This is a genomic window from Paenibacillus sp. JJ1683, from assembly GCF_053006485.1.
This window is the reverse complement of record NZ_CM129820.1, coordinates 465912-486091: the sequence shown is the minus strand read 5'-3', so window position 1 is coordinate 486091 and position 20180 is coordinate 465912. Positions and strand designations below refer to the sequence as shown.

Genomic DNA, 20180 nt, shown 5'->3' with positions numbered 1-20180 from the left:
TCTACCTGCCCTGATCTTCCGTCTCATTCCCGAGTGGAATGAGACGGAAATGGGGCATTTTTTTCAAAGTATGTATCATCCGTACATTGCTTAGGGGAGATGAGGTTGCTGAATCTGCGTAAACTTTCCTATCTGTTTATTGGGTTGGGCTTACTCTTTATTTTGTTTCCTAAAGCGACCGAATGGAATGAGGATCGAGAACAACACAAGCTGTTACAAGCAGCGGAGTTATCACTAGAAAAAAGCAATTCGGTATTGCCTTCTAGTCTTGCAGACAGCTATGCTCGCTTGTCCACTCGGGTAGCGGAAGCTCCGGTTAGTGAGGCACGGCAACATACCTTTCCATCCCCCGCTCCCAATGTCAGCGTTAATGAACAAACTCCTATAGCCACTATTAGCATAAGTCGTATTGCTTTAAAGCTCCCCGTGTTGGAAGGCGCGACGAGGAAAAATATGAAATATGCGGCAGTACATATGCCGGAAACGGGAAAGCTGGGACAAGTGGGGAATGCTGCTATTGCTGCTCATCGAGCCCGTACTCCTGGACGTTTATTTAATCGTCTTCATGAACTGAAGATTGGAGATAAAATTGTTGTTAACGCTCAAGGTAGCCAGTATATGTATAAAGTTTACAGTATAAAGGTAGTCGATCCAATGGACGTGTCTGTTCTGAAAAGCTTCAAAAACCATAAGCTGCTCACGCTAATTACATGCGACCCTCTCGTGAATCCCACCCATCGTCTCATTGTTCAAGCCAAGTTAAGCACCTAAACCTAGCTAAATCGCCCATTCCTATGGATAAAATAAATCAGGCGGGCTATTCCTGCTCGTTTACAGAAATACACCCGCCATAGTTCACATCATGCTTCAGTTGAATTCTTGGCAATCAGCTTGAAATCATCAAAGTGGAATCCTGGTGCAACAACACAGGTTACCAGCACAGGCTCATCCCCCAGCGGACGTGCCGTTTGCCATACTGTTCCTGGTACGAGTGCTTGTGGATGTTGTCCTGCCTCCACATCTGCACCAACGATAATTACCGTTTCTTCGCCAGGTTCTTCTCCGCTTCCACCCAATTTTAGCTCTATAGGACTTCCGCTATGGTATAGCCACAGCTCATCAGAATGGACCACATGCCACTCGGAGAACTCACCCGGATGCAGCAAGAAATACGTAGACGAAGCTGCAAAGCGCGGACCGGAATACACATCCGGCAGTACAGGCTTCGGAATTTGAAAATTGGCCTTCCACATCTCTTTGTACCAGCCGCCTTCTGGATGGGGCTCCATGCCCAATGCCGTGACTAGCGGTGAAATAGCTTTCGTCATTGTCTATCCTTCCTTTACCCTAAATTCCTTCTCCCCTACTGTAAAACATAGCGCTGCTTTTGTCACGTTTCTCCCTCTGCATGTCGAAGATCAATAAACTATGTCAAATTTAATGACATTAAATTGTGGATACATACTCATTTTCATCATAAAAATAACATTAAACTAGTAAAAATACATTCAAAAACATATTTAACGTAAAGTTTATTGACATAAAATCTTGTTTTTTATTGTAAGCTTATAGTATCATGAGAGAAATTTTGAAATTCTAATAGAGCTTAATCATGTCAGTCGTCTACTAAGCGATGTATTCAAGTCAAAAAAAGGGGTGAGCTCTCTGATCCAATTTCGCAATGTCAACAAGCATTACGGTCACTTTCATGTACTTAAAGACATCAATCTTCAGATTAAGGAGGGCGAGGTCGTTGTCATCATCGGTCCCTCCGGCTCAGGTAAAAGCACCCTGCTTCGCTGCATCAATCGTCTGGAAACGATATCCGATGGGGAGCTAATCGTTAACGATGTCCCTGTGCATGACAAAAAGATTGATATTAACGCCTTCCGTCGCAATATCGGGATGGTATTCCAACATTTCAATCTGTATCCCCACAAAAAGGTGATTGAGAACATTGTACTGGCACCGATGAAGGTACTGGGCATCCCGAAAGAAGAAGCTATTCAAACAGCCCTCACCTATCTGAAGCGTGTCGGAATCGAGGAAAAGGCACAGAGCTACCCCGCCCAATTGTCCGGTGGACAGCAGCAGCGGGTGGCGATCGCCCGTGGACTCGCGATGAATCCGAAAATTATGCTGTTTGACGAGCCTACTTCAGCCCTGGACCCCGAAACCATCGGAGAGGTGCTGGATGTCATGCGCTCGCTTGCCCATCAGGGCATCACGATGGTCATCGTCACTCATGAAATGGGCTTTGCCCGTGAAGTGGCAGACCGCGTGATTTTTATGGACAAAGGACAGATCCTGGAAGACAGCCAACCTGCTGAGTTTTTTCAGAATCCGGGTGAAGAACGGGCTCGCCTGTTCCTGAGCCGTCTGATTCATCATTAAACAGACTATTAATGGAATAAAAATCGAAAGGGGATCATCTTGATGAGAAAAAGATTTCAGTGGAGTACTTTGGTGCTGGTTGCATTATCCTGTCTGCTCGTCTTGGCAGGCTGTGGAGGCAAGCAAGAAGCAGCAACGTCAGGAAATGAGGCAGCAGCTTCCAACGGGCTGGAAGCCATCAAACAGCGTGGCAAGCTGGTCATTGGGGTGAAGTACGATACCAAGTTGTTCGGACTAAAAGACCCGGCTAGCGGTAAGGTCGAGGGCTTTGATATCGACATCGCCAAGGCTGTAGCCAAGCATATTTTTGGTGATGAAACCAAGCTTGAGCTCAAGGAAGTCACGTCCAAAACACGAATCACCTTACTTCAAAATGGGGACATCGACGCTATTATCGCCACGATGACCATTTCGGATGAACGCAAAAAACAGGTCGATTTCAGCGATGTCTACTTTAATGCAGGGCAATCCCTGCTTGTGAAAAAGGGAAGCCCGATCACAGGTCTGGAGTCCCTGACTCCCGATACCAAGGTGCTCGCTGTTAAAGGCTCTACCTCCGCAAAAAATATCCGCGAAAAAGCGCCCAAAGCAACGATTTTAGAGTTCGAAAACTATCAAGATGCCTTCAATGCCCTCAAGGCAGGTAAAGGGCAAGCGTTGACTACCGATAACTCTATTTTGCTTGGCATGCAACAGCAAGATCCGAATTATACCCTAGTAGGCGGGAACTTCACAGAGGAACCTTACGGTATTGCAGTGAAGAAGGGACAAACCGAACTGCTGCAAGCCATTAATGATACGATCAAGGAACTGAAAAGCAATGGTGAATACGATAAGCTGCATGAGCAATGGCTTGGGGTTAAACCCGAATAATGATCTTGTGAAGGAGCCGCGATTGCGTGCTCCTTCCTTTCTTAGCTCTGGATAAGGAGGTATACCCGTAGATGCTTACTTTTGATATCAACGTACTTCTCGATCATGGCGACCGTTTTAGAGAGGGCTTGCTTCATACTGTTCAAGCTAGTGTTATTGCCTTGATCGGAAGCTTTATTCTGGGCGCTATCATTGCCATCTTCCGAATTGCGCCTTTTAAATGGCTAAACTGGATCGGTACTGTCTATGTAGAGGTCATCCGCAATATTCCATTGCTGATTGTCGTACTGTTTTTTTATCTCGGTCTTCCCACTTTGGGCATCCCCTTGGATGGCTTTGTATCTGGAACGCTTGGATTGACTGTGTACACAGCCTCTTTCATTGCAGAAGCTATACGTGCCGGCATTCAATCTGTACCCAAAGGACAATTTGAAGCGGCAAGGTCCTCCGGGCTGAATTACAACCAGACGATGATCAGCATTATTTTACCGCAAGCCATCAAAATTGTACTGCCTGCAATCGGCAACCAATTCATCAATCTGGTCAAAAACTCTTCCGTGCTGGCCATTGTGGCCGGACTGGATCTCATGTATTACTCGGATCTCATTAACTCGGATACCTTCCTGCCCATCACAGTCTATGCGATCACGGCGCTGCTGTATCTTGTATTGACGGTTCCGCTCAGCTTTCTTGTACTCTATATGGAGCGACGCCTGTCCAAAACATCCTAAGGAGGGAAGCCCGTATGGATTTCAGCGGATTGTTTGTATGGCCTAATGTGCGTTTTATACTGGAGGGCTTCCTGCTCACGCTGGAAGTTGCCATTTACTCTATCATATTCAGCTTCGCTCTTGGTATCGTATTCGGCATTCTGCGCTATACCCGCTTACCTGTGCTCTCACAGGTTGCAGCCTTTATCATTGATCTGATTCGCAATCTGCCCTTATTGCTCATTATTTTCTTCATCGGCATGGTTTTGCCATCCATCGGATTTTCAATTTCCCTCAAGTGGGCAGCCATCACAGGACTGTCAATCTTCGAGGGAGCCATGATCGCCGAGATTGTGCGCAGTGGTCTGAATTCGGTCCATAAAGGACAGGTGGAAGCCGCACGTTCCTCCGGTCTAAGCTATTCTCAAACCTTATGGCATATCATTCTGCCCCAAGCGCTTCGTCGCATGGTACCCCCGATTGTCAGCCAGTTCATTTCCCTATTTAAGGATACGTCACTGGCTGTCATTATCAGTTTGCCGGAGCTGACGCATAACATTCAGATCGTCGGTGGACAAAATCAATCCTTTGTCATTCCAGCTCTGCTGTTCGCCGCTTTCCTGTACTTTGCCGTTAATTACAGTATGTCACTGATTGCACGCAGGCTGGAGGTTCGTACACATTAAGGCTTCTGATACTCATCAGGGTTGCCATTAGTTGGAGCGCTCTGTCAGCACAGCTTGTATCTTATCTATCAATCGTTTCACTGCTTCTCCCTGGTAACGGTCAGATCGATAAATCAACTCTAGCTGACCTTGAGGCGCACCACGCAAAATAGGCACCGTGCAAAAATGCGAACGATCCAGTTCGGCCGCAAGGGACTTCGTCTGTAAGGTTACGGCAAGTCCCTCCTGCACCCAGCGCAGGATTGAAGCTATAGAATTAGTTTCCAAGACGATTGCAAAGGGATACCCGCGATCACGAAAGCATTTCTCAATCAGCTTCCTACCGGGATGGCATTCTGGCTGCATCGCCCAGGGTACATGCCTCAATTCGTCCAGCATAATGGAAGAACGGTTGGAAAATGCATGGTTTACCGGGACAATAAGACAGTAGTTCTCTGTGCGAAGAGGAAGCTGGACAAGCCTTTCATCTGTACCCGAGTGTAGGGTGATGCCAACATCCACACGGTTGCCCAGCAACTGTTCTGTTACATCAAAGAATGGGCAGATGTGCAAGCTGATTTTAGGAAATGACCGATGAAAATGGGCAAGCATCTTTTGCAAAGGTTCCTCCAGCTCAGGTAATGCGATACCAATCCGTAAACTTCCGCGTTGCTCGGTACGCAGCTCCTCAATGGATGCCTTTGCTTGCTGTAATCCCTTGAGCGCATGGGCACTGTGTTGTAGCAGCAGTTTACCGGCATCTGTCATTTTAATTTTCTTGCCTGCGCGGTCAAAGAGCGTCATGCCCAGTTCCTCCTCCAGCGCCTTAATTTGTAAGCTAAGTGTGGGTTGAGAGATACCGATCTTTTCCGAAGCCTTCGTAAAATGCAGTTCCTCGCATACGGCTATGAAGTATTGAAGCTGACGTATTTCCGTCTTCCTTCTCTCCCTTCGAAAATCCAAGAATGTTTGCATGAACAGGTCAAAAGAAGCGCGAGATCGGATCATTCCGGTTCGCGCTTCTTCGCAGGTTATTGCGCTTTTTTTAGATTATTGACCTACTTCTGCTTTTTCCGAAGTCAACGTAATATTCGCAAACGCGTCTGCATCGTACTCCTTACCACGGGTAATATCGTAATTGGCTACCCGATTATTCACTGCCTCCAGCGAATTACGGAATAACGTCGGTACAATGGGCGCCTCCTCGCTCATATACGCCTGCCACTGATTGTATATATCTTTACGATAATTGTCGTCAAAGGCTTTCACAGACACCCCTTCCTGCAACAGCTTATCATTCTCTTCACTGGTAAAGCGCGAGTAGTTAAAGCTGGCTCCGCGTCCATACAGCCCACTAGGGTCTACATCTGTACCCGTACTCCATGCGCCGCCAAAAATATCAATGCCAGGGTCATCCTTCTGCACACGGTCATAGAAAGAATTGAACTCAAGCAGACGACCGTCCACCAGCTCGACATGAAGCCCGACATCCTTCCAATTTTGCAAATAAAACTTCGCCAGCGATTCAGCTGTCGCATCCCCGCTCATTGCTGCATAATGGAGCACCAGTTCCTTACCTTTAGGGTCCTCACGGTATCCATCTCCATTGGTATCCACATATCCTGCCTCGTCCAGCAGCTTTTTCGCCTTGTCTGGATCATACGCAATGCCCTTCGCATTCACATCATGGTATCCCTTGAAGGCGGGCGGGATCAGGGATGTCGCAGGAGTCCGAAGCCCATGATAGAGCTGCTTGCCAACCTGCTCATTATTCAGCGCGTAGCCAAGGGCCTGACGTAATGACTTGTTCGCCAGCTTGGCGTTCGGGTCCATGATATTCAGACTCTTGGCCTGATCGAATTTGCCCAGCTTAAAGCCTACATAGCTATAAGACAATTCCTCCTGACCGAGAAACTGTACATTTTTCGGATTACTGGCCTCATTGTAACGGGTGGTCGGATAGCTGGCCCAGTCGATTTCTCCGCTTTTCAACGCCTCGGTAATGACATTCGGATTCACCACCTTCAGATGAAGGCCATCCAACTTGGGCGCACCGCGGAAATAATCTTCATTTTTGACGAATTCTACAGATTCACCTGTGACCATAGATTTAATTTTGAATGGCCCATAGCCAATCGGATGTTTACGGACAGGATCAGATCCGGCCATGTCCTTCACAGGAATGTTCTGGAATACCTTTTTCTCCAGTGGTGTGGACCAGAGTCCCGACTTTACCGAAGGATTAGGTTCCTTAAAATGAATGGTAACCTCTTTCTCATTCAGCACCTTAATGCCAGAAATGGTTTTGGCCTTGCCGGCGTGATAATCTTCCATCCCTACAATGTTGGTCATAAAACTATCATAACGCGGACCTTCATAGTCTTTGTTACCGATCACTTCATAGGAAAAGGCATAGTCCTCTGCCGTTACGGGATTACCATCTGTCCAGTTCAGTTTGGGATCAATTTTGACAGTCACCGCCTTATTGTCTGCGGAAAAGGAAATCGTCGCCGCTCCTTTATCGTCAATATTCAGATTGGAATCAATCGAAAACATGGAAGGGTAGAAAAACTGGAAGACTTCAAAATCCGGATTTCCATCATAAAATACAGGGTTCAGAATACCTTCAAAAGGGGTGTCGGACACGAGTGCATAATTGATGATGCCGCCCTTAATCGGGGGTTTATCGTTCTTGACCGCCTTTGCCAGCGCAGTCGTATTCACCTGCTTGTTGTCGGACCCTGACCCACCTGTACCGTCAGACGATTTTGCTCCACTCGAAGTGGAAGGCGAGCCGCTGCATGCGGCCAAAGAAAGCACCAAAATGGCAGATAGAACAGGCAAAATTCCTTTTTTCCAGCTTTTAATCATTGTAAACCCCTCCTTGTCGTTGTCCTTATCCTTGAACTTCGGTTTACCCCAATCGTTGTCTGGCATCCGTGGCACGTTTGAGCGCCTGACCGATAAAATTAATCGCCAGCATCAGCACTAATATAAGCAGTGAGGCAGGCAACCACATCCACCAGCTGTTCTGCAATACATCCGGGTCATTGGCATAACTCACCAGTGTCCCCAAGCTTGGAGTAGATTCTGGCAAGCCAAAGCCGAGATAGGAAAGCCCGGTCTCAATCCCGATATTTCCTGCAAGACTGAGCGTTAGATTAACAATCACAACAGAGCTGAGATTGGGCAGCACACCCAACCAGATGATCTTCCAATTGGGTGTGCCAAGGGTTTTGGAAGCCTGCACGTAGTCCAGTTCCCGCTCCGACAGTACCTTGGCCCGGATCAGGCGCGCTTTTCCAATCCACAAAAAGGCGGTCATAATGAAAATAAAGGACCCTATGCCACTTTTGGGCACAATGCTGACAAATACGATAACCAGCATCAAGAATGGAAGCACCAGAATAAAATCAATGATTCGCATGATGATGTTATCGACCATTCCTCCATAAAACCCAGCCAGTAAGCCCAGCGTCAAGCCAATGGCGGCGGATAACAAAGTAATCGTAAAGCCAATGGTAAAGGAATTGCGGGCCCCAATGACCAGCTGGCCGAATATATCCCTGCCCGCTCGGTCCGTACCCAGCCAGTGCACTGAGCCGGGAGCTTCGCGGATCGCGCCCAAATCGACCGTCGTGACTACATCCTGATTGACAAACAGGACAGAGGCATATATAAAAATCAAGAACAGAGCCACAAACCCAATGGAAATCAAGGCCATTTTGTCACGTACCAACTCACGACGCAGTACAGACCAACTGGATGGTGATTTACGAATGATTTCCGGCGAGAAGACCTCCTCCACCTGCATAGACACCATAACCCCTCCTTTTCTCTAGACTTGTTCGCTATTCAATTCGAATGCGTGGATCGACCTTGCTCAGGATGACATCAGATAAAAGGGTTCCTAATAGTGCCAAGAAGCCAGAGATCATGACCAGCGCGTTCACGACTGAAAAGTCCCGTTGGGTGATAGACTGAAGAAACAACTGGCCCAATCCCGGATAACCAAAAATAGATTCCAGGAAAATGTTGCCGGCAATCACACCCGTCAGGTCGTAGCCCAAAAAAGCAGCAATGGGTAATAAAGAGTTCTTGAAAATATGACGGGAATAGATCTTTCCTTCGGGTACCCCCTTGGAACGCGCTGTTTTCACAAAATCCTTCAGACGTGTGTCAATGACCTCATTGCGCAAATACTGAATGGTAGCCGTCGTACTGAGCAATGCGCCTGTAACCGCCGGTAGTATGAGATGATACGACTTATTCACGTAATATGACCATGTCCCCGGCTCCACTCCTACATCCACACTGCCGCTGGTTGGAAACCAGCCAAGTCTGAATCCAAACACGTACAGCAGCAGCAACGCGAGTATAAACAGAGGTGTTGCAAAGCTGAGATAGGTATACCCCACCACGGTTTTATCCAGCAGACTATGCTGATACCGACCACTGAGTACTCCCAGCGGAATGGCGATCAGATACGTCAGAACCAGAATCACTACACCCAGAAAGAACGTGTTCCCCAAACGACTGCCAATCAAATCGGTAACGCTAATTTTATGTACATAAGATTTGCCCAGATCCCCATGAGCAAGCTGGACAAGCCAGTTCCCATATTGCACCCACACCGGGTCATTGAGTCCCAGTTTTTGCCGCTGTTCTTCCAGTGCAGCCGGATTCAGATTGGGTGTTGAAGTGATAAGCCCTGTCAGGGCATCCCCTGGCATAGCCTTAGCTAGGAAAAATATAAGCACACTCAGTGCAAAAAGTTGAGGGATCATAACCAGCAGCCGGCGCATTGTAAATTTCCACATATTCTGTACCTCCCTTAAGGTAGCGCGACTTGATGGGATGGACTTACAGATTTTAGTGCAAACGGCTTTCCACTCGCATCTAAATGTTTGGGCAGCTCTGACTTGTAAGAGGATAAAAGCTTCTGCCTTTTTCGAGCATTTTCTAGCCGCTTCGCAGGATCAATACTGGGAATGGTGGCAATAAGCCGCTGGGTATACAAATGCTGTGGACGCTCATAAATGTCCTGCTCGCTTCCCTGTTCCACTAAGCGACCTCGGTACATGATGCCGATTTGGTCACACATATGGCGGATAATACCCAGGTCATGACTAATGAACAAATACGTCAATTTGAACTCTCGCTGCACATCCTTCATAAAATTAAGCACCTGTGCCTGCACAGAAACATCTAGCGCCGATACCGGTTCATCAGCAATAATCAGTTTTGGATTTAATGTCAGCGCACGCGCAATCCCGATCCGTTGCCGCTGGCCTCCGGAAAATTCATGCGGATATTTGTAGGCCGCATCAGCGTTCAAGCCGACCTTTTCCAGCAGCATCTGCACTTTTCGCCGCTCTTCCTCATTACTCAGCCTTTCAAAGTTCCGCAGCGGTTCAGCAATGACATCCAATACGCGCTTGCGCGGGTTAAGCGAAGAATAGGGGTCCTGAAAAATCATCTGAATGTCTCTACGCAGCGGATGGCGGTTATTCCGACTCAAAGCCGCAAGGTCCTTTCCATTAAAAATAATCTGTCCGCTCGTCAGCTTATTCAGGCCGATAATCGTCCTGCCTGTCGTCGTTTTTCCGCAGCCGGATTCTCCCACTAGCCCATATGTTTGGCCTGCCTCTATGCTGATCGACACGCCATCCACTGCTTTTACCTGATCAACAACACGCTGGAAAAAACCACCGCGCACCGGATAATGAACCTTCAAATCATTTAGCTCCAGTAGTGCCATGAGCAGCCTCTCCCTTTGTTTCGTCTTCAAAATGAAAATGCTGGTAACATGTACAGCGGACCCAATGGCCGGGGGAAATTTCTTTTAATCGGGGATGGTCTTCATGCATTCTCTGCTGAATCCAGGGAATACGCGAAGCAAAGCGACAGCTATTGCGAGGAATATCTTGCAATGAGGGAACAATGCCACCAATGACATGCAGCGATTCTCCCTTGGTATGCGATCCCGGCATGGAGGCTAGCAAGGAACGCGTATACGGATGCTGTGGATGCCGGAATAATTCAAAAACATCAGCGCTTTCCACGATTTCTCCGGCATACATGACCACCACACGGTCAGCTACTTCGGCCACAACGCCAAGATCGTGCGTAATCAGAATAATTCCGCTTCCAGTCTCCTGTTGAAGCTGTTTGAGCAAGTCAAGAATTTGCGATTGAATGGTTACATCGAGCGCAGTCGTCGGCTCATCTGCAATAATAAGTGAGGGTCGGCAAGCTATGGCAATCGCGATCATCACACGCTGGCGCATCCCTCCTGAAAGTTCATGTGGATACTGTTCATACACACGTACGGGGTTGGTTATATCCACGCTTTCCAGTAGCTCCAGTACACGTTCCCTTTTTTGCTTCGTAGATAGGGACGTATGATAATCGAGATTTTCCTCGATCTGCTTGCCAATGCTCATTAACGGGTTCAGTGCTGTCAGCGGGTCCTGAAAGATCATGCCAATGCCCGCTCCGCGGATTTTATTCATTTGCCCTGAGGAGAGACGGATCAGATCCGTGCCTTTAAAAAGAACCTTTCCTTCGACACGTGTCCGCTCCATGTCATGCAATTGTGGGATGGAAAGCGCCAGCGCGCTTTTGCCACAACCGGATTCTCCGACTACAGCCAGCACTTCATTGGGGTTGACCGTCAGATCCAGATGATCGACTGCCGGGTGGTATTGATCGTTGATACGAAAAGATACGGATAATCCTTTAATCTCCAACACAGGCTCGATATTCAATGCGCGCGTTTCCTCCATTCTCCATGGTCTTGTCCTGCTTATTCTCACCATGTTTGATGTTAAAACCTTCCACAAACATTACGCACCGTTTTTGTCGGAATAATTTGAATACATCCTATCACCAGTATATGGATATATCAATTAAGATTATGCTATCAACATCATTTAAAAAATCAATGATCCAGCCGTAGCGCGACCTTCCTGGCACAAAATGTAATAAAATAACCAACCACAGGTTAATTTTCATCACAAAAAAGCCGTTTGATCCCCTACAGAGGACCAAACGGCTAACTAGCATCCAACCACTCACACTGAATTATTTTTTGCGTTTATTACGAAGCCGCTCCATAGGAGCCCGGCTTGAACGTTCTTGGATCGTACCATTTGTAGCCTGCTGCTGGAGCAGACCAAGGCTCCGGTTGCGGTTCTGTGGAAGCCGCAGGCTCTTCAAACGGCAGCAGCTTCGTCGGTTGATCCAGCGTTAAGCCTGCCACATCGGATAATTTCGTGTAGTCCTGCTTCCACGCAAGCCATTGAACCGTTTGCACTAGGAAGGTGGCATCGTCTACTTCCTTAAAACCATCATATGTCTTTTTCGACTGTCCGTTTTCCTCACGCGCATATTTCGGAGTAGCATCTTCTACAGGGGAAGAATCACCGATAAATGCTGCCTTGCCTTGACCCACCTTGGAGATCGCAGCATAAGGACCTTCCGCACGGCCTCCGCCGTTATAGACTCCTTGGTCTACTGCATTGCCCCATTTTTTTGTACCTGTCGGGATATAGGCAATTCCTTTGGCTTTGGTAGGATCAATAATAGCCAGCGTAGATCCCGCATGCATGGCAATCGAGCGTACACCCTTGGTAATGCCGAAGGATTGATCTGCGGCTACGATGTCCGTAGCATTTACATCGCCAAGCGCATTGTAACGGAAACGAACACCAAAGTTGGTCGCCAGCCAATCGGAGCTTGTTAATCCTTGCATCGCCGGCGATGCAGCTTCTTCTGCAGTCATGCCTTTGGCCGGATTAGTATAGGCTCCACGACGGTAGCCATTCATAACCTCGGAGGAATCCCAACGGTTTTTGTTACGGTCGGCATTATAATGGTCGGAGATGAAGAACACACTTCCCCCGTTATTCACATATTGCAGCAGGGCAGCCTGCTCGGATGCCTTAAAGGCCACATTCGCTTCACCGATGATGAACACATCATATTGGCGCAGCTTATCATAGGTTATGGCCTGTTCTCCATAAGTAAAAGGAATAGGGCGGTTCAATTGATCCACAGTAAAGCCTACATTACGTAATCCATTGGCAAAGTCGGAGAAGGCGCCTTCAATGACCCAATCTGCTGCACCAGCCGTCTGTGCGTGCGTATTATCGAACAGCACCTTTTTGCCTTTTCCATCCGGCAGTGTAGTACCGGGTTGACCCGGGTTGCCAGGTTCAGGTTCGCCAGGTTCACCTGGTTCCCCCGGCTCGCTTCCACTCACCAGTTCCACAGCGCTTGGACTTTTTACTCCACCAAAATTATTGTAGGCACCAAGCGTACCTGTCACGCGAATTTTGCTGCCGACCAGTTCAGGATAACCTGTTAACCCAAATTGCCCTCTGTACGCAGATGTCAGCTGCACATCCAATAGATTAGACGTGCTACGTTCATTGGCCTGGTCGGCAATCAGTACGTTAAAATCATTCGCAAACGGAGCAGAAAAATTAGCTGTTTTCGATCCGGTAGCATGTCCGACGATGTAGCCTTCCACCGTCACTGTACCTCCACTGCCTTGGCGCTGAAGTGCTTCGTCTACTGTCAATGCTCCCTCTGCCTTGACCTGACCGAATGGAACGAGGATCCCAATCAACAGCGATACGATCGCTGCTAGATGCAGCACCCCTTTCAAGCGTGAACCTGTGAACCGCAAGCCTTTTACCATACGTCAATATCCCTCCTATAATTCCATAAATGTACTTGTCCTCTATCAGATTAGCTGTCAATCTTCTAATTCCTTCCTGATTTCATCCATAATTATGTAAATTTTAATCTTTTTTATCGGAAACTCGCCTGTTTATGTAAAAATTGAAACCTGCGATTGACACCGAGCACGGCATACATTACGCTAAGAAAGATATGTAGAACGGTATACGCGAATGAAGATGACGGGAGAGTCTGTCCAGGGGCTTACACGCTGGCGGCACCGAAGGAGCAAGACGTCAGCACCCGGCTGGCGGATAATCTCTCAGGTCCATGTATCGTCATCTGACGCAACTCTGGAGAGAGCGCAAGCCACCCAAGGGGTAAGGCGGTAAGGACACCGCACGAAACTCTCAGGTAACGAGGACAGAGATAAGGGAAACTCCCTTATCCTGTCCTTTTTTGCGCTCACATTGTACGTCAGCATTAGGAACCGTCATAGCTGCGCACAAACGCGGAAATACCATATACTATGGTACTAGAACATACAGGGGGCCACACCATGCGTTTCAAAGATGTATTTTCCATTATCGGTCCGGCCATGACCGGACCTTCCAGTTCACACACTGCAGGCGCGGTGCGGCTTGCACGCGTTGCCCGTCACTGGCTCGGGATGCAGCCGGACCGTGCCCGCATGACACTGTACGGCTCCTTCGCCGACACCTACAAAGGACACGGTACAGACCTAGCACTCATCGCAGGCCTGCTCAATTACGATACAGACGACCACCGAATTCCAGATGCCGAGCAATGGGCGGAGCAGGCTGGAATGGCCGTGGAGTTTGCCGTCAGCGGACTACCCGCGCCCCATCCAAATACCGTCCGTTTTGAACTGTGGAAGGGTGAGGATCAGCGCACACTGCTGGGCTCCTCCATCGGCGGCGGCAGCATCCATGTCCAGCAGCTCAACGAATTCCGAGTCAACCTGACCGGGGAGCTGGCTACGTTGGTGCTTCTTCACTCGGATAAGCCCGGCACATTAGGTGCGGTGACTTCAGCACTCGGCGCTGCCGACATTAACATTGCCTATATGCATGTGGATCGCAAAGGCCGAGATGGTGAAGCACTTACCGCCATCGAAACGGACAGTCCTCCTACGGCTGAACTGATCGCAAAACTACGATCCTTACCACATATGTACGAAATTAAAATGATTAATTTGAAAAAAGGAGCTGAATCTGATGCGATTTAGCCATCTGCATGAAATCAGCGCCATATGCGCGGAGGAATCCACCACGATTGGCCGCCTGATGATTCAAGAGCAGGTACAAGAGACGAATACAACGGAAGAAGAAATCTTCCGCCAAATGTCTGATTATTATGAAGTCATGAAGGAGGCCGTTCATCGTGGTCAGACACAAGACACCGTATCCCGCAGTGGATTAACAGGCGGCGACGGCAAGCGTCTGGCCGAGTATCTGCGGACAGGGGAAACCTGCTCCGGCGACGCCTCCGCACTCGCCATGGCTTATGCGCTCTCCGTGTCGGAGGTTAATGCGTCCATGGGGCGTATTGTGGCTACGCCCACTGCTGGCTCTTGTGGAGTCATCCCCGGTGTGTTCATTAGTGCGCAGGAGCGGTTCGGCTGGGATGATGAGCATATGGTGCACGGCTTGTTCGCAGCCGGAGCCATTGGCTACGTCATCGCCAATAATTCCTTCATTTCCGGCGCGGAGGGAGGCTGTCAGGCTGAGATTGGCTCAGCCATCGGGATGGCCGCTGGCGCGATGGTCGAGCTACGCGGCGGCACACCTGAGCAGGCCGTTCACGCCGTAGGCCTAGCGCTCAAGAACACGCTCGGTCTAATTTGCGACCCCGTCGCCGGACTCGTCGAGATTCCATGCATCGTGCGCAACGGACTGGGAGCCGTGACCGCACTTGCCGCAGCGGATATGGCTTTGGCAGGCGTGCGCAGCGCCATCCCGTCTGACGAAGTCATTGACGTAATGCTTGAAGTCGGCAGCGCAATGCCATCAAAGCACCGCGAGACCGCCAAAGGCGGCTTGGCCCAGACACCCACTGGCAAGCGTTTGACCGAATCACTGACACGCAACACACGGGCCAAGAAGCATAAGTCGTAGCTTCTAAGCTTTAAAAAATAAAAGAGCAAGCATGTCGTCTCTAGACGTATGCTTGCTCTTTTTCTTTTCAGTCGATTACAGATTACTGAACGGTCACCTGTACCTTCGTCATTTTACCTGCATATTTCACGGTAATTACAGCTTTGCCCTTGCCCTGTGCTTTAATGTTACCGTCTTTGACCGTCGCAACAATAATTCTGGATGAGGACCAGACAGCCGGCTTGGAAACATCTTTTTCCGACTCATCCTTATACGTGGCTGTAGCTGTAACCTTAGCCAACTGCCCTGCCTTCAAAGTCAAGGCGACTTCGTCCGTTTGTAAGTATTTAAGCGTATCAACATCAACAGGCACGCTGATCACTTTCCCACCGAACTTCGCCTGAATGTTAGCTTTACCGTAGCTGACCGCGGTAACCTGACCCTTTTTGACGGTGGCTACCTTATAATTGGAGGTTTTCCATTCAGCTTGAGTTGTAACATCCTTTTCTTTACCATCACTGGATTTAACCACAATCGCAATCGTTTTTTGATCCCCGGATTTCAGTGATAATGCAATGGCATCCGCTTCAATCTTTTGCGCTACGTCTACTTCTACCGTAAATGTAATGGTTTGCTTGCCATATGAAGCAGTGATCGTTGCCTTACCGCTAGCATTCGCTTTGATCAAACCCTCGCTAACTTCAACTACTTTTACATTGCTAGTAGTCCAAGTGGCGTCCTTGGTTACGTCTGTTTTTGTACCGCCACTCTTAACGCCTGTTACTTTCAGTTGCTTCGTTTCCTGAGCGCCGAGTGCAATTACGCGCGAGTCTGTTTCCAGACGATCTACAAGGCCCACTTGTACGTTTATCGTCAGTTTTTTGCCGTTATAGGTCGCTGTAATAACCGCTTTACCGGCTGCTTTACCCGTAATCGTTCCTTTGGACACAGAAGCAATATCTTCCGCGCTTGAAGCCCACTCCGCATCCTGTGTTACGTCTTCCTTGCGCCCATCCGCATAAGTAGCCGTCAGAGTCGCAGTATAATCCTCATTAATATCAATCGTCGCCGTTTTGGAGGACAAAGACAGATCACCAGGTACATTTACAGATACCGTAGCTGTGGCTGTTTTGCCGCCATAAGAAGCTGTGATCGTAGCCTCACCTGTTTTATAACCTGTGACTTCCCCCGCGCTGACAAAAGCGATATCTTCATTGCTGGACTTCCACTCTGCCTTACTTGTGATATCTTCTTCCGTACCTGTCACGTACGTTGCAGTCAGCTTGAGCTTCTTGGATTCCTTGGCGTTCAAGCTCAGCTTGTCCTCGCTCAAATCCAGAAATCTAGAGGTTTCGACATCTGTCTTGATCGAAACTGTCTTATCTCCATACTTAGCAGTCACTGTAGCTGAACCCGCTCCAATGGCCATAATGGTTCCTTTATTCACTGTTGCAATTTTTTCATCGCTTGATGTCCAAGTAGCTTTATCTGTGATATCTGTTACCGTTCCATCCGGGTACACAGCAGATACCTGTATTTTTTTTGATCCATCCAAACGGAGAAAAATGTTGGTTTCGCTGGCTTTCAGCTTATTCGTCTGATCCACATCCACCGCAATCGTAGCGGACATCGTGCCATATTTACCTATAATTGTCGCCTTCCCTGTGCTATAGCCGGTAATAGTGCCTTTCAGAACATCTGCCACGGCTGTATTGCTGGAGCTCCACTCGGCAGACTCTGTAACATCCTGAGTCGATCCATCTGGGAACATGGCTGTCAATTTAACCTTCTCCGTATCTTTCAACAAAAGAGAAACCTCTGATGTACTGGCATCCAGCCGTTTAACCTGCTCCACCTGTACAGCAATCGTTACGTTCTGTTGTCCATAAACAGCCTTAATATTAGCTGAACCTGCTCCCTGAGCAGTAACTAATCCGTTGACTACAGTCGCTACCTTCTGATTATCCGAAGTCCAGGCCGCATCACCTGAAACCTGAGCTGTTGTATTATCACTGTAAGTCGCTGTCAGATCAATCTGTCCTGTACCGCTTGAACGCAAGTTCAGGCTTTGTACATTGGATGTCAGCGCCTTAACCTTTTTCGTTACATGTACCTGAACTGACTGTACCTTCTCCTTATAGGTCGCAATCACAGTGGCTTCCCCTTCAGCTTTGGCTGAAACTGTACCATTATACACTGTAGCAATAGATGTATTATCACTTTTCCAATCTGTGCTGACGGTTACATTCGAGGTTGTCCCATCGCTATAAACAGCCGTTGCCGTCAACGCAGCTGTATCCCCCTGTTGCAAAGTTACCTCGTTAGACGAAAGGACGATCTTGGAAAGCACTGCTTCTGCTGCAGATGCAAACCCTGCATATGATGTAAAACTTGAAATCAGGATGACCAACGCCAGAAAACCGGACCATCTATTCTTCAAAATCTAATTCCCTCCCATTTCAAAGCTAAAAATTAAGGATTTCGTAAAATCCCTACACCTACGTTTTATGTCGTCATATGGAAAAGAATAGTTTAGACTTTAAAGAAAATTTGGTCCTTATTAACTAGAATCGGTATTACCAAAGATCAAATCGTTAAATATACCCTCACTTTTACAAGCAGCTATAAGCTGCTGCACGAATTCTCAAATGGTGGTACTCTTCCATATTGGGATCGAGCTGATGCATATAAACGACAGAGAACTTTTCGCTCGGATCTATAGAAACCCAAGTGCCTGCCATTCCCGTCCAGCCAAATTCTCCAATCGAGCTGTTTGCATGCCCAGCTGCTTTATCCATTAACGTACGCACGCCCAGTCCATAGCCATAACCTGTATGGTATGAATTGGTGAAATCCGTTAGTTGGGCTGTACTCAGATGATTTGAGCGCATTAAATCAATGGTTTTTCTCCCCAATAGCTCCACACCGTTTATCGTGCCGCCATTTGACATCATTTGTGAAAAGGTGAGGTAATCCTTGACTGTCGAATATAAACCTGCGCCCCCACCTTCATATATAGCATCTGGCTGATGATATTCATCCAGGAAACCTTCAATTTTTTTAAGTTTTCCGGCGTCTGTCCGTTGATACATGGAGGCCATCCGCGATTCAATATCTCCACAATAACGGTAACCTGTGTTGTTCATTCCAAGTGGATCAAAAATTTCATCCTTCAAAAATTGTCCTACCGATTTACCCGAAATGACTTCAATAAGACCTGCAACAAGATCGTGTCCATACCCGTATAACCAACGTGTTCCCGGTTCAAATGCGAGTGGAACTTTAGAAAGCGCTTTAATTTCTGTACGCAGGTCATATTTTCCTTGCTTTTCCTTTAAAGCTGTAATGACCTTGTGCATAGCTTTTCCTGTTTCTGAAAACTCGGAAGCATAAGGAAGCCCCGCACTCATATTGAATATATGCTTAATTAAAATAGGGTTATCCGCCTTATCCATGTAGGTGTACCCGTTAGGAGCAGTTTTGAATACATACGAATCACGATACTCAGGTAAATATTCATACAAAGGCTCATTCAATAAAAATTGTCCGCGTTCGTACAGCATAAGGGCAGCTGCGCATACAACAACCTTTGTCATGGAAAACAGGCGATACACGGTATCTTCAGTAATCGGTTTCCTAGTTTCCACATCAGCATATCCATGATAACCTTCATACAACACTTGACCATTTTGTGCAATGGCACAACCACACCCTGCCGGTCCATTCGCTAAGAATTGTTGCAATAGCTGATCTACCTTGTCAAAACGAGACATATTCATCCCTCCTATTTTTCTTCAAAAGAAACAAGCTTCCCCTACGCTCTACTTTCCTGTTCCAATAAGCTTAACCTGATTCCATGTAAACGCTTTTTCCCCTGCATTTATTTTAACGCTAAACTGGGCAATTACAAAGATGATTTGTCAACATCAGATAGGTTTATACCAACAACTCTGCCACCGTCTCTTTCCAGCGATTGATCACCGATTCCGGTTCCTTGAGACGAACCGTGACACCTGTCAAAATATCCGCATATTGGGCTGAATCTTCTCTGGCTGCAAAAACATGAGCAGCAAATCGCTCACGTACATGCTTGGCCCCGGGCAAAACAGGCAGATGTTCCAGCGACAATCGCACATAATGCGCCTTTCCCCCGGTGAACACCGCAAGCGTTGCCTTCCCAGTACGGATCATGTTGCCTGTCGTGGTCGTACCCGGCCATAGGGCCAGACGCAAATTCCCCTCGTCCAGCGCTACAACCTCGCCCACACTAATCATCGCTATGTGCGGCCACTGATCTTCTGTAACCGTCAACAGCATCATTGCTTCTTGTTGCTTGTGCTCCAACTCCTTGCCGTTCAGCAGCGTGAACAGCTCCTTACCGATCCTTGGCGTCTGCATGAAGTATAATCCCCTTTACATTTGGCCTATAACTTCAAAATACCATAATTTACGGCTACTTACGAACGACCCTATATCCGCTCTGGAATAGGAGGAACATGAGCAGCATCCGGAATATCTTGGGGGTTTACCTTGAACGCCGATTTATACTTTGCTGGATCAGTAATGCTATCCGGTTCTGAGGTTCGCCATGTGAACAGGCATACAGGGCACAACAAAACCTCCCAGGCACCTTTAACCGGCGAATGGGAAACGACTTCTGAACGATTGGACTCACAACGGGGACAAATATGCATCTGTCAGCACTCCTTTAATCTTTCTTTGTTTTTAAAAAT

Annotated in this window: 19 protein-coding genes and 1 riboswitch; of the genes, 7 read left to right on the top strand and 12 right to left on the bottom strand. The window is 47.8% G+C overall.

Going from position 1 to position 20180, the window contains the following annotated elements:
* The first annotated feature begins 105 nt into the window (after nucleotides 1-105).
* Complete coding sequence (locus tag ACUC6J_RS02150; RefSeq protein WP_044787800.1) at nucleotides 106-771, top strand: class D sortase; 666 nt, start codon at nucleotides 106-108, stop codon at nucleotides 769-771.
* 89 nt (nucleotides 772-860) lie between these two features.
* Here the strand turns inward: ACUC6J_RS02150 and ACUC6J_RS02145 are convergent, their stop codons facing one another.
* On the bottom strand, nucleotides 861-1328 hold the full coding sequence (locus tag ACUC6J_RS02145; protein WP_016818857.1) for a cupin domain-containing protein: 468 nt from the start codon (nucleotides 1326-1328) through the stop codon (nucleotides 861-863).
* A 328-nt stretch (nucleotides 1329-1656) separates the two neighbouring features.
* On the opposite strand from ACUC6J_RS02145, the gene ACUC6J_RS02140 reads away from it, so the two are divergent.
* The 4 genes from ACUC6J_RS02140 to ACUC6J_RS02125 all read left to right on the top strand — a co-directional run bounded on the left by ACUC6J_RS02140 (nucleotide 1657) and on the right by ACUC6J_RS02125 (nucleotide 4663).
* Nucleotides 1657-2394 carry an amino acid ABC transporter ATP-binding protein gene (locus ACUC6J_RS02140; RefSeq protein ID WP_274597397.1) on the top strand — a complete coding sequence of 246 codons (738 nt, stop codon included), beginning with the start codon at nucleotides 1657-1659 and terminating at the stop codon, nucleotides 2392-2394.
* A gap of 42 nt (nucleotides 2395-2436) precedes the next feature.
* Entirely contained in the window at nucleotides 2437-3267 is an 831-nt protein-coding gene (locus tag ACUC6J_RS02135; RefSeq protein ID WP_025363817.1) for a transporter substrate-binding domain-containing protein, read from the top strand.
* Between the two features lie 71 nt (nucleotides 3268-3338).
* Complete coding sequence (locus ACUC6J_RS02130) at nucleotides 3339-3998, top strand: amino acid ABC transporter permease (protein ID WP_019685913.1); 660 nt, start codon at nucleotides 3339-3341, stop codon at nucleotides 3996-3998.
* 14 nt (nucleotides 3999-4012) lie between these two features.
* The gene (locus tag ACUC6J_RS02125; RefSeq protein ID WP_019685912.1) at nucleotides 4013-4663 is read left to right on the top strand and encodes an amino acid ABC transporter permease; all 651 of its coding nucleotides are present in this window, start codon (nucleotides 4013-4015) and stop codon (nucleotides 4661-4663) included.
* 27 nt (nucleotides 4664-4690) lie between these two features.
* On the opposite strand, the gene ACUC6J_RS02120 is transcribed toward ACUC6J_RS02125, so the two are convergent.
* The 7 genes from ACUC6J_RS02120 to ACUC6J_RS02090 all read right to left on the bottom strand — a co-directional run bounded on the left by ACUC6J_RS02120 (nucleotide 4691) and on the right by ACUC6J_RS02090 (nucleotide 13349).
* Nucleotides 4691-5650, bottom strand: coding sequence for a LysR family transcriptional regulator (locus ACUC6J_RS02120; RefSeq protein ID WP_447249677.1), 960 nt, complete (start codon nucleotides 5648-5650; stop codon nucleotides 4691-4693).
* A gap of 42 nt (nucleotides 5651-5692) precedes the next feature.
* Nucleotides 5693-7513 carry an oligopeptide ABC transporter substrate-binding protein gene (opp4A, locus tag ACUC6J_RS02115; protein WP_447249676.1) on the bottom strand — a complete coding sequence of 607 codons (1821 nt, stop codon included), beginning with the start codon at nucleotides 7511-7513 and terminating at the stop codon, nucleotides 5693-5695.
* Between the two features lie 43 nt (nucleotides 7514-7556).
* Nucleotides 7557-8456, bottom strand: a complete 900-nt coding sequence (locus ACUC6J_RS02110) for an ABC transporter permease (RefSeq protein WP_017427176.1) — start codon at nucleotides 8454-8456, stop codon at nucleotides 7557-7559.
* Between the two features lie 37 nt (nucleotides 8457-8493).
* Nucleotides 8494-9462, bottom strand: a complete 969-nt coding sequence (gene opp4B / locus ACUC6J_RS02105) for an oligopeptide ABC transporter permease (protein ID WP_017427175.1) — start codon at nucleotides 9460-9462, stop codon at nucleotides 8494-8496.
* 14 nt (nucleotides 9463-9476) lie between these two features.
* Nucleotides 9477-10403 (bottom strand): ABC transporter ATP-binding protein, encoded by a 927-nt coding sequence (locus tag ACUC6J_RS02100; protein ID WP_249507111.1) that lies wholly within the window; start codon nucleotides 10401-10403, stop codon nucleotides 9477-9479.
* Nucleotides 10381-11412, bottom strand: a complete 1032-nt coding sequence (locus tag ACUC6J_RS02095; protein ID WP_447249675.1) for an ABC transporter ATP-binding protein — start codon at nucleotides 11410-11412, stop codon at nucleotides 10381-10383. The genes ACUC6J_RS02100 and ACUC6J_RS02095 overlap by 23 nt, the downstream gene beginning before the upstream one ends.
* 332 nt (nucleotides 11413-11744) lie before the next feature.
* Nucleotides 11745-13349, bottom strand: coding sequence for a DUF6359 domain-containing protein (locus ACUC6J_RS02090; RefSeq protein WP_447249674.1), 1605 nt, complete (start codon nucleotides 13347-13349; stop codon nucleotides 11745-11747).
* A 214-nt stretch (nucleotides 13350-13563) separates the two neighbouring features.
* Nucleotides 13564-13678, top strand: a riboswitch (glycine riboswitch).
* A 211-nt stretch (nucleotides 13679-13889) separates the two neighbouring features.
* On the opposite strand from ACUC6J_RS02090, the gene sdaAB reads away from it, so the two are divergent.
* Nucleotides 13890-14579 (top strand): L-serine ammonia-lyase, iron-sulfur-dependent subunit beta, encoded by a 690-nt coding sequence (gene sdaAB, locus ACUC6J_RS02085; protein ID WP_016818869.1) that lies wholly within the window; start codon nucleotides 13890-13892, stop codon nucleotides 14577-14579.
* Nucleotides 14569-15468 (top strand): L-serine ammonia-lyase, iron-sulfur-dependent, subunit alpha, encoded by a 900-nt coding sequence (sdaAA, locus tag ACUC6J_RS02080; protein WP_447249673.1) that lies wholly within the window; start codon nucleotides 14569-14571, stop codon nucleotides 15466-15468. The genes sdaAB and sdaAA overlap by 11 nt, the downstream gene beginning before the upstream one ends.
* A gap of 82 nt (nucleotides 15469-15550) precedes the next feature.
* Here the strand turns inward: sdaAA and ACUC6J_RS02075 are convergent, their stop codons facing one another.
* The 4 genes from ACUC6J_RS02075 to ACUC6J_RS02060 form a co-directional block, all read right to left on the bottom strand.
* On the bottom strand, nucleotides 15551-17887 hold the full coding sequence (locus ACUC6J_RS02075) for an Ig-like domain-containing protein (protein ID WP_447249672.1): 2337 nt from the start codon (nucleotides 17885-17887) through the stop codon (nucleotides 15551-15553).
* A 172-nt stretch (nucleotides 17888-18059) separates the two neighbouring features.
* A complete protein-coding gene (locus tag ACUC6J_RS02070) occupies nucleotides 18060-19220 on the bottom strand; it encodes a serine hydrolase domain-containing protein (RefSeq protein WP_447249671.1) in 1161 nt (386 codons plus the stop codon).
* A gap of 163 nt (nucleotides 19221-19383) precedes the next feature.
* Nucleotides 19384-19845 (bottom strand): pyridoxamine 5'-phosphate oxidase family protein, encoded by a 462-nt coding sequence (locus tag ACUC6J_RS02065; RefSeq protein ID WP_447249670.1) that lies wholly within the window; start codon nucleotides 19843-19845, stop codon nucleotides 19384-19386.
* Nucleotides 19846-19916: 71 nt separating this feature from the next.
* Entirely contained in the window at nucleotides 19917-20141 is a 225-nt protein-coding gene (locus ACUC6J_RS02060; protein ID WP_016818874.1) for a non-oxidative hydroxyarylic acid decarboxylases subunit D, read from the bottom strand.
* Nucleotides 20142-20180: the final 39 nt, after the last annotated feature.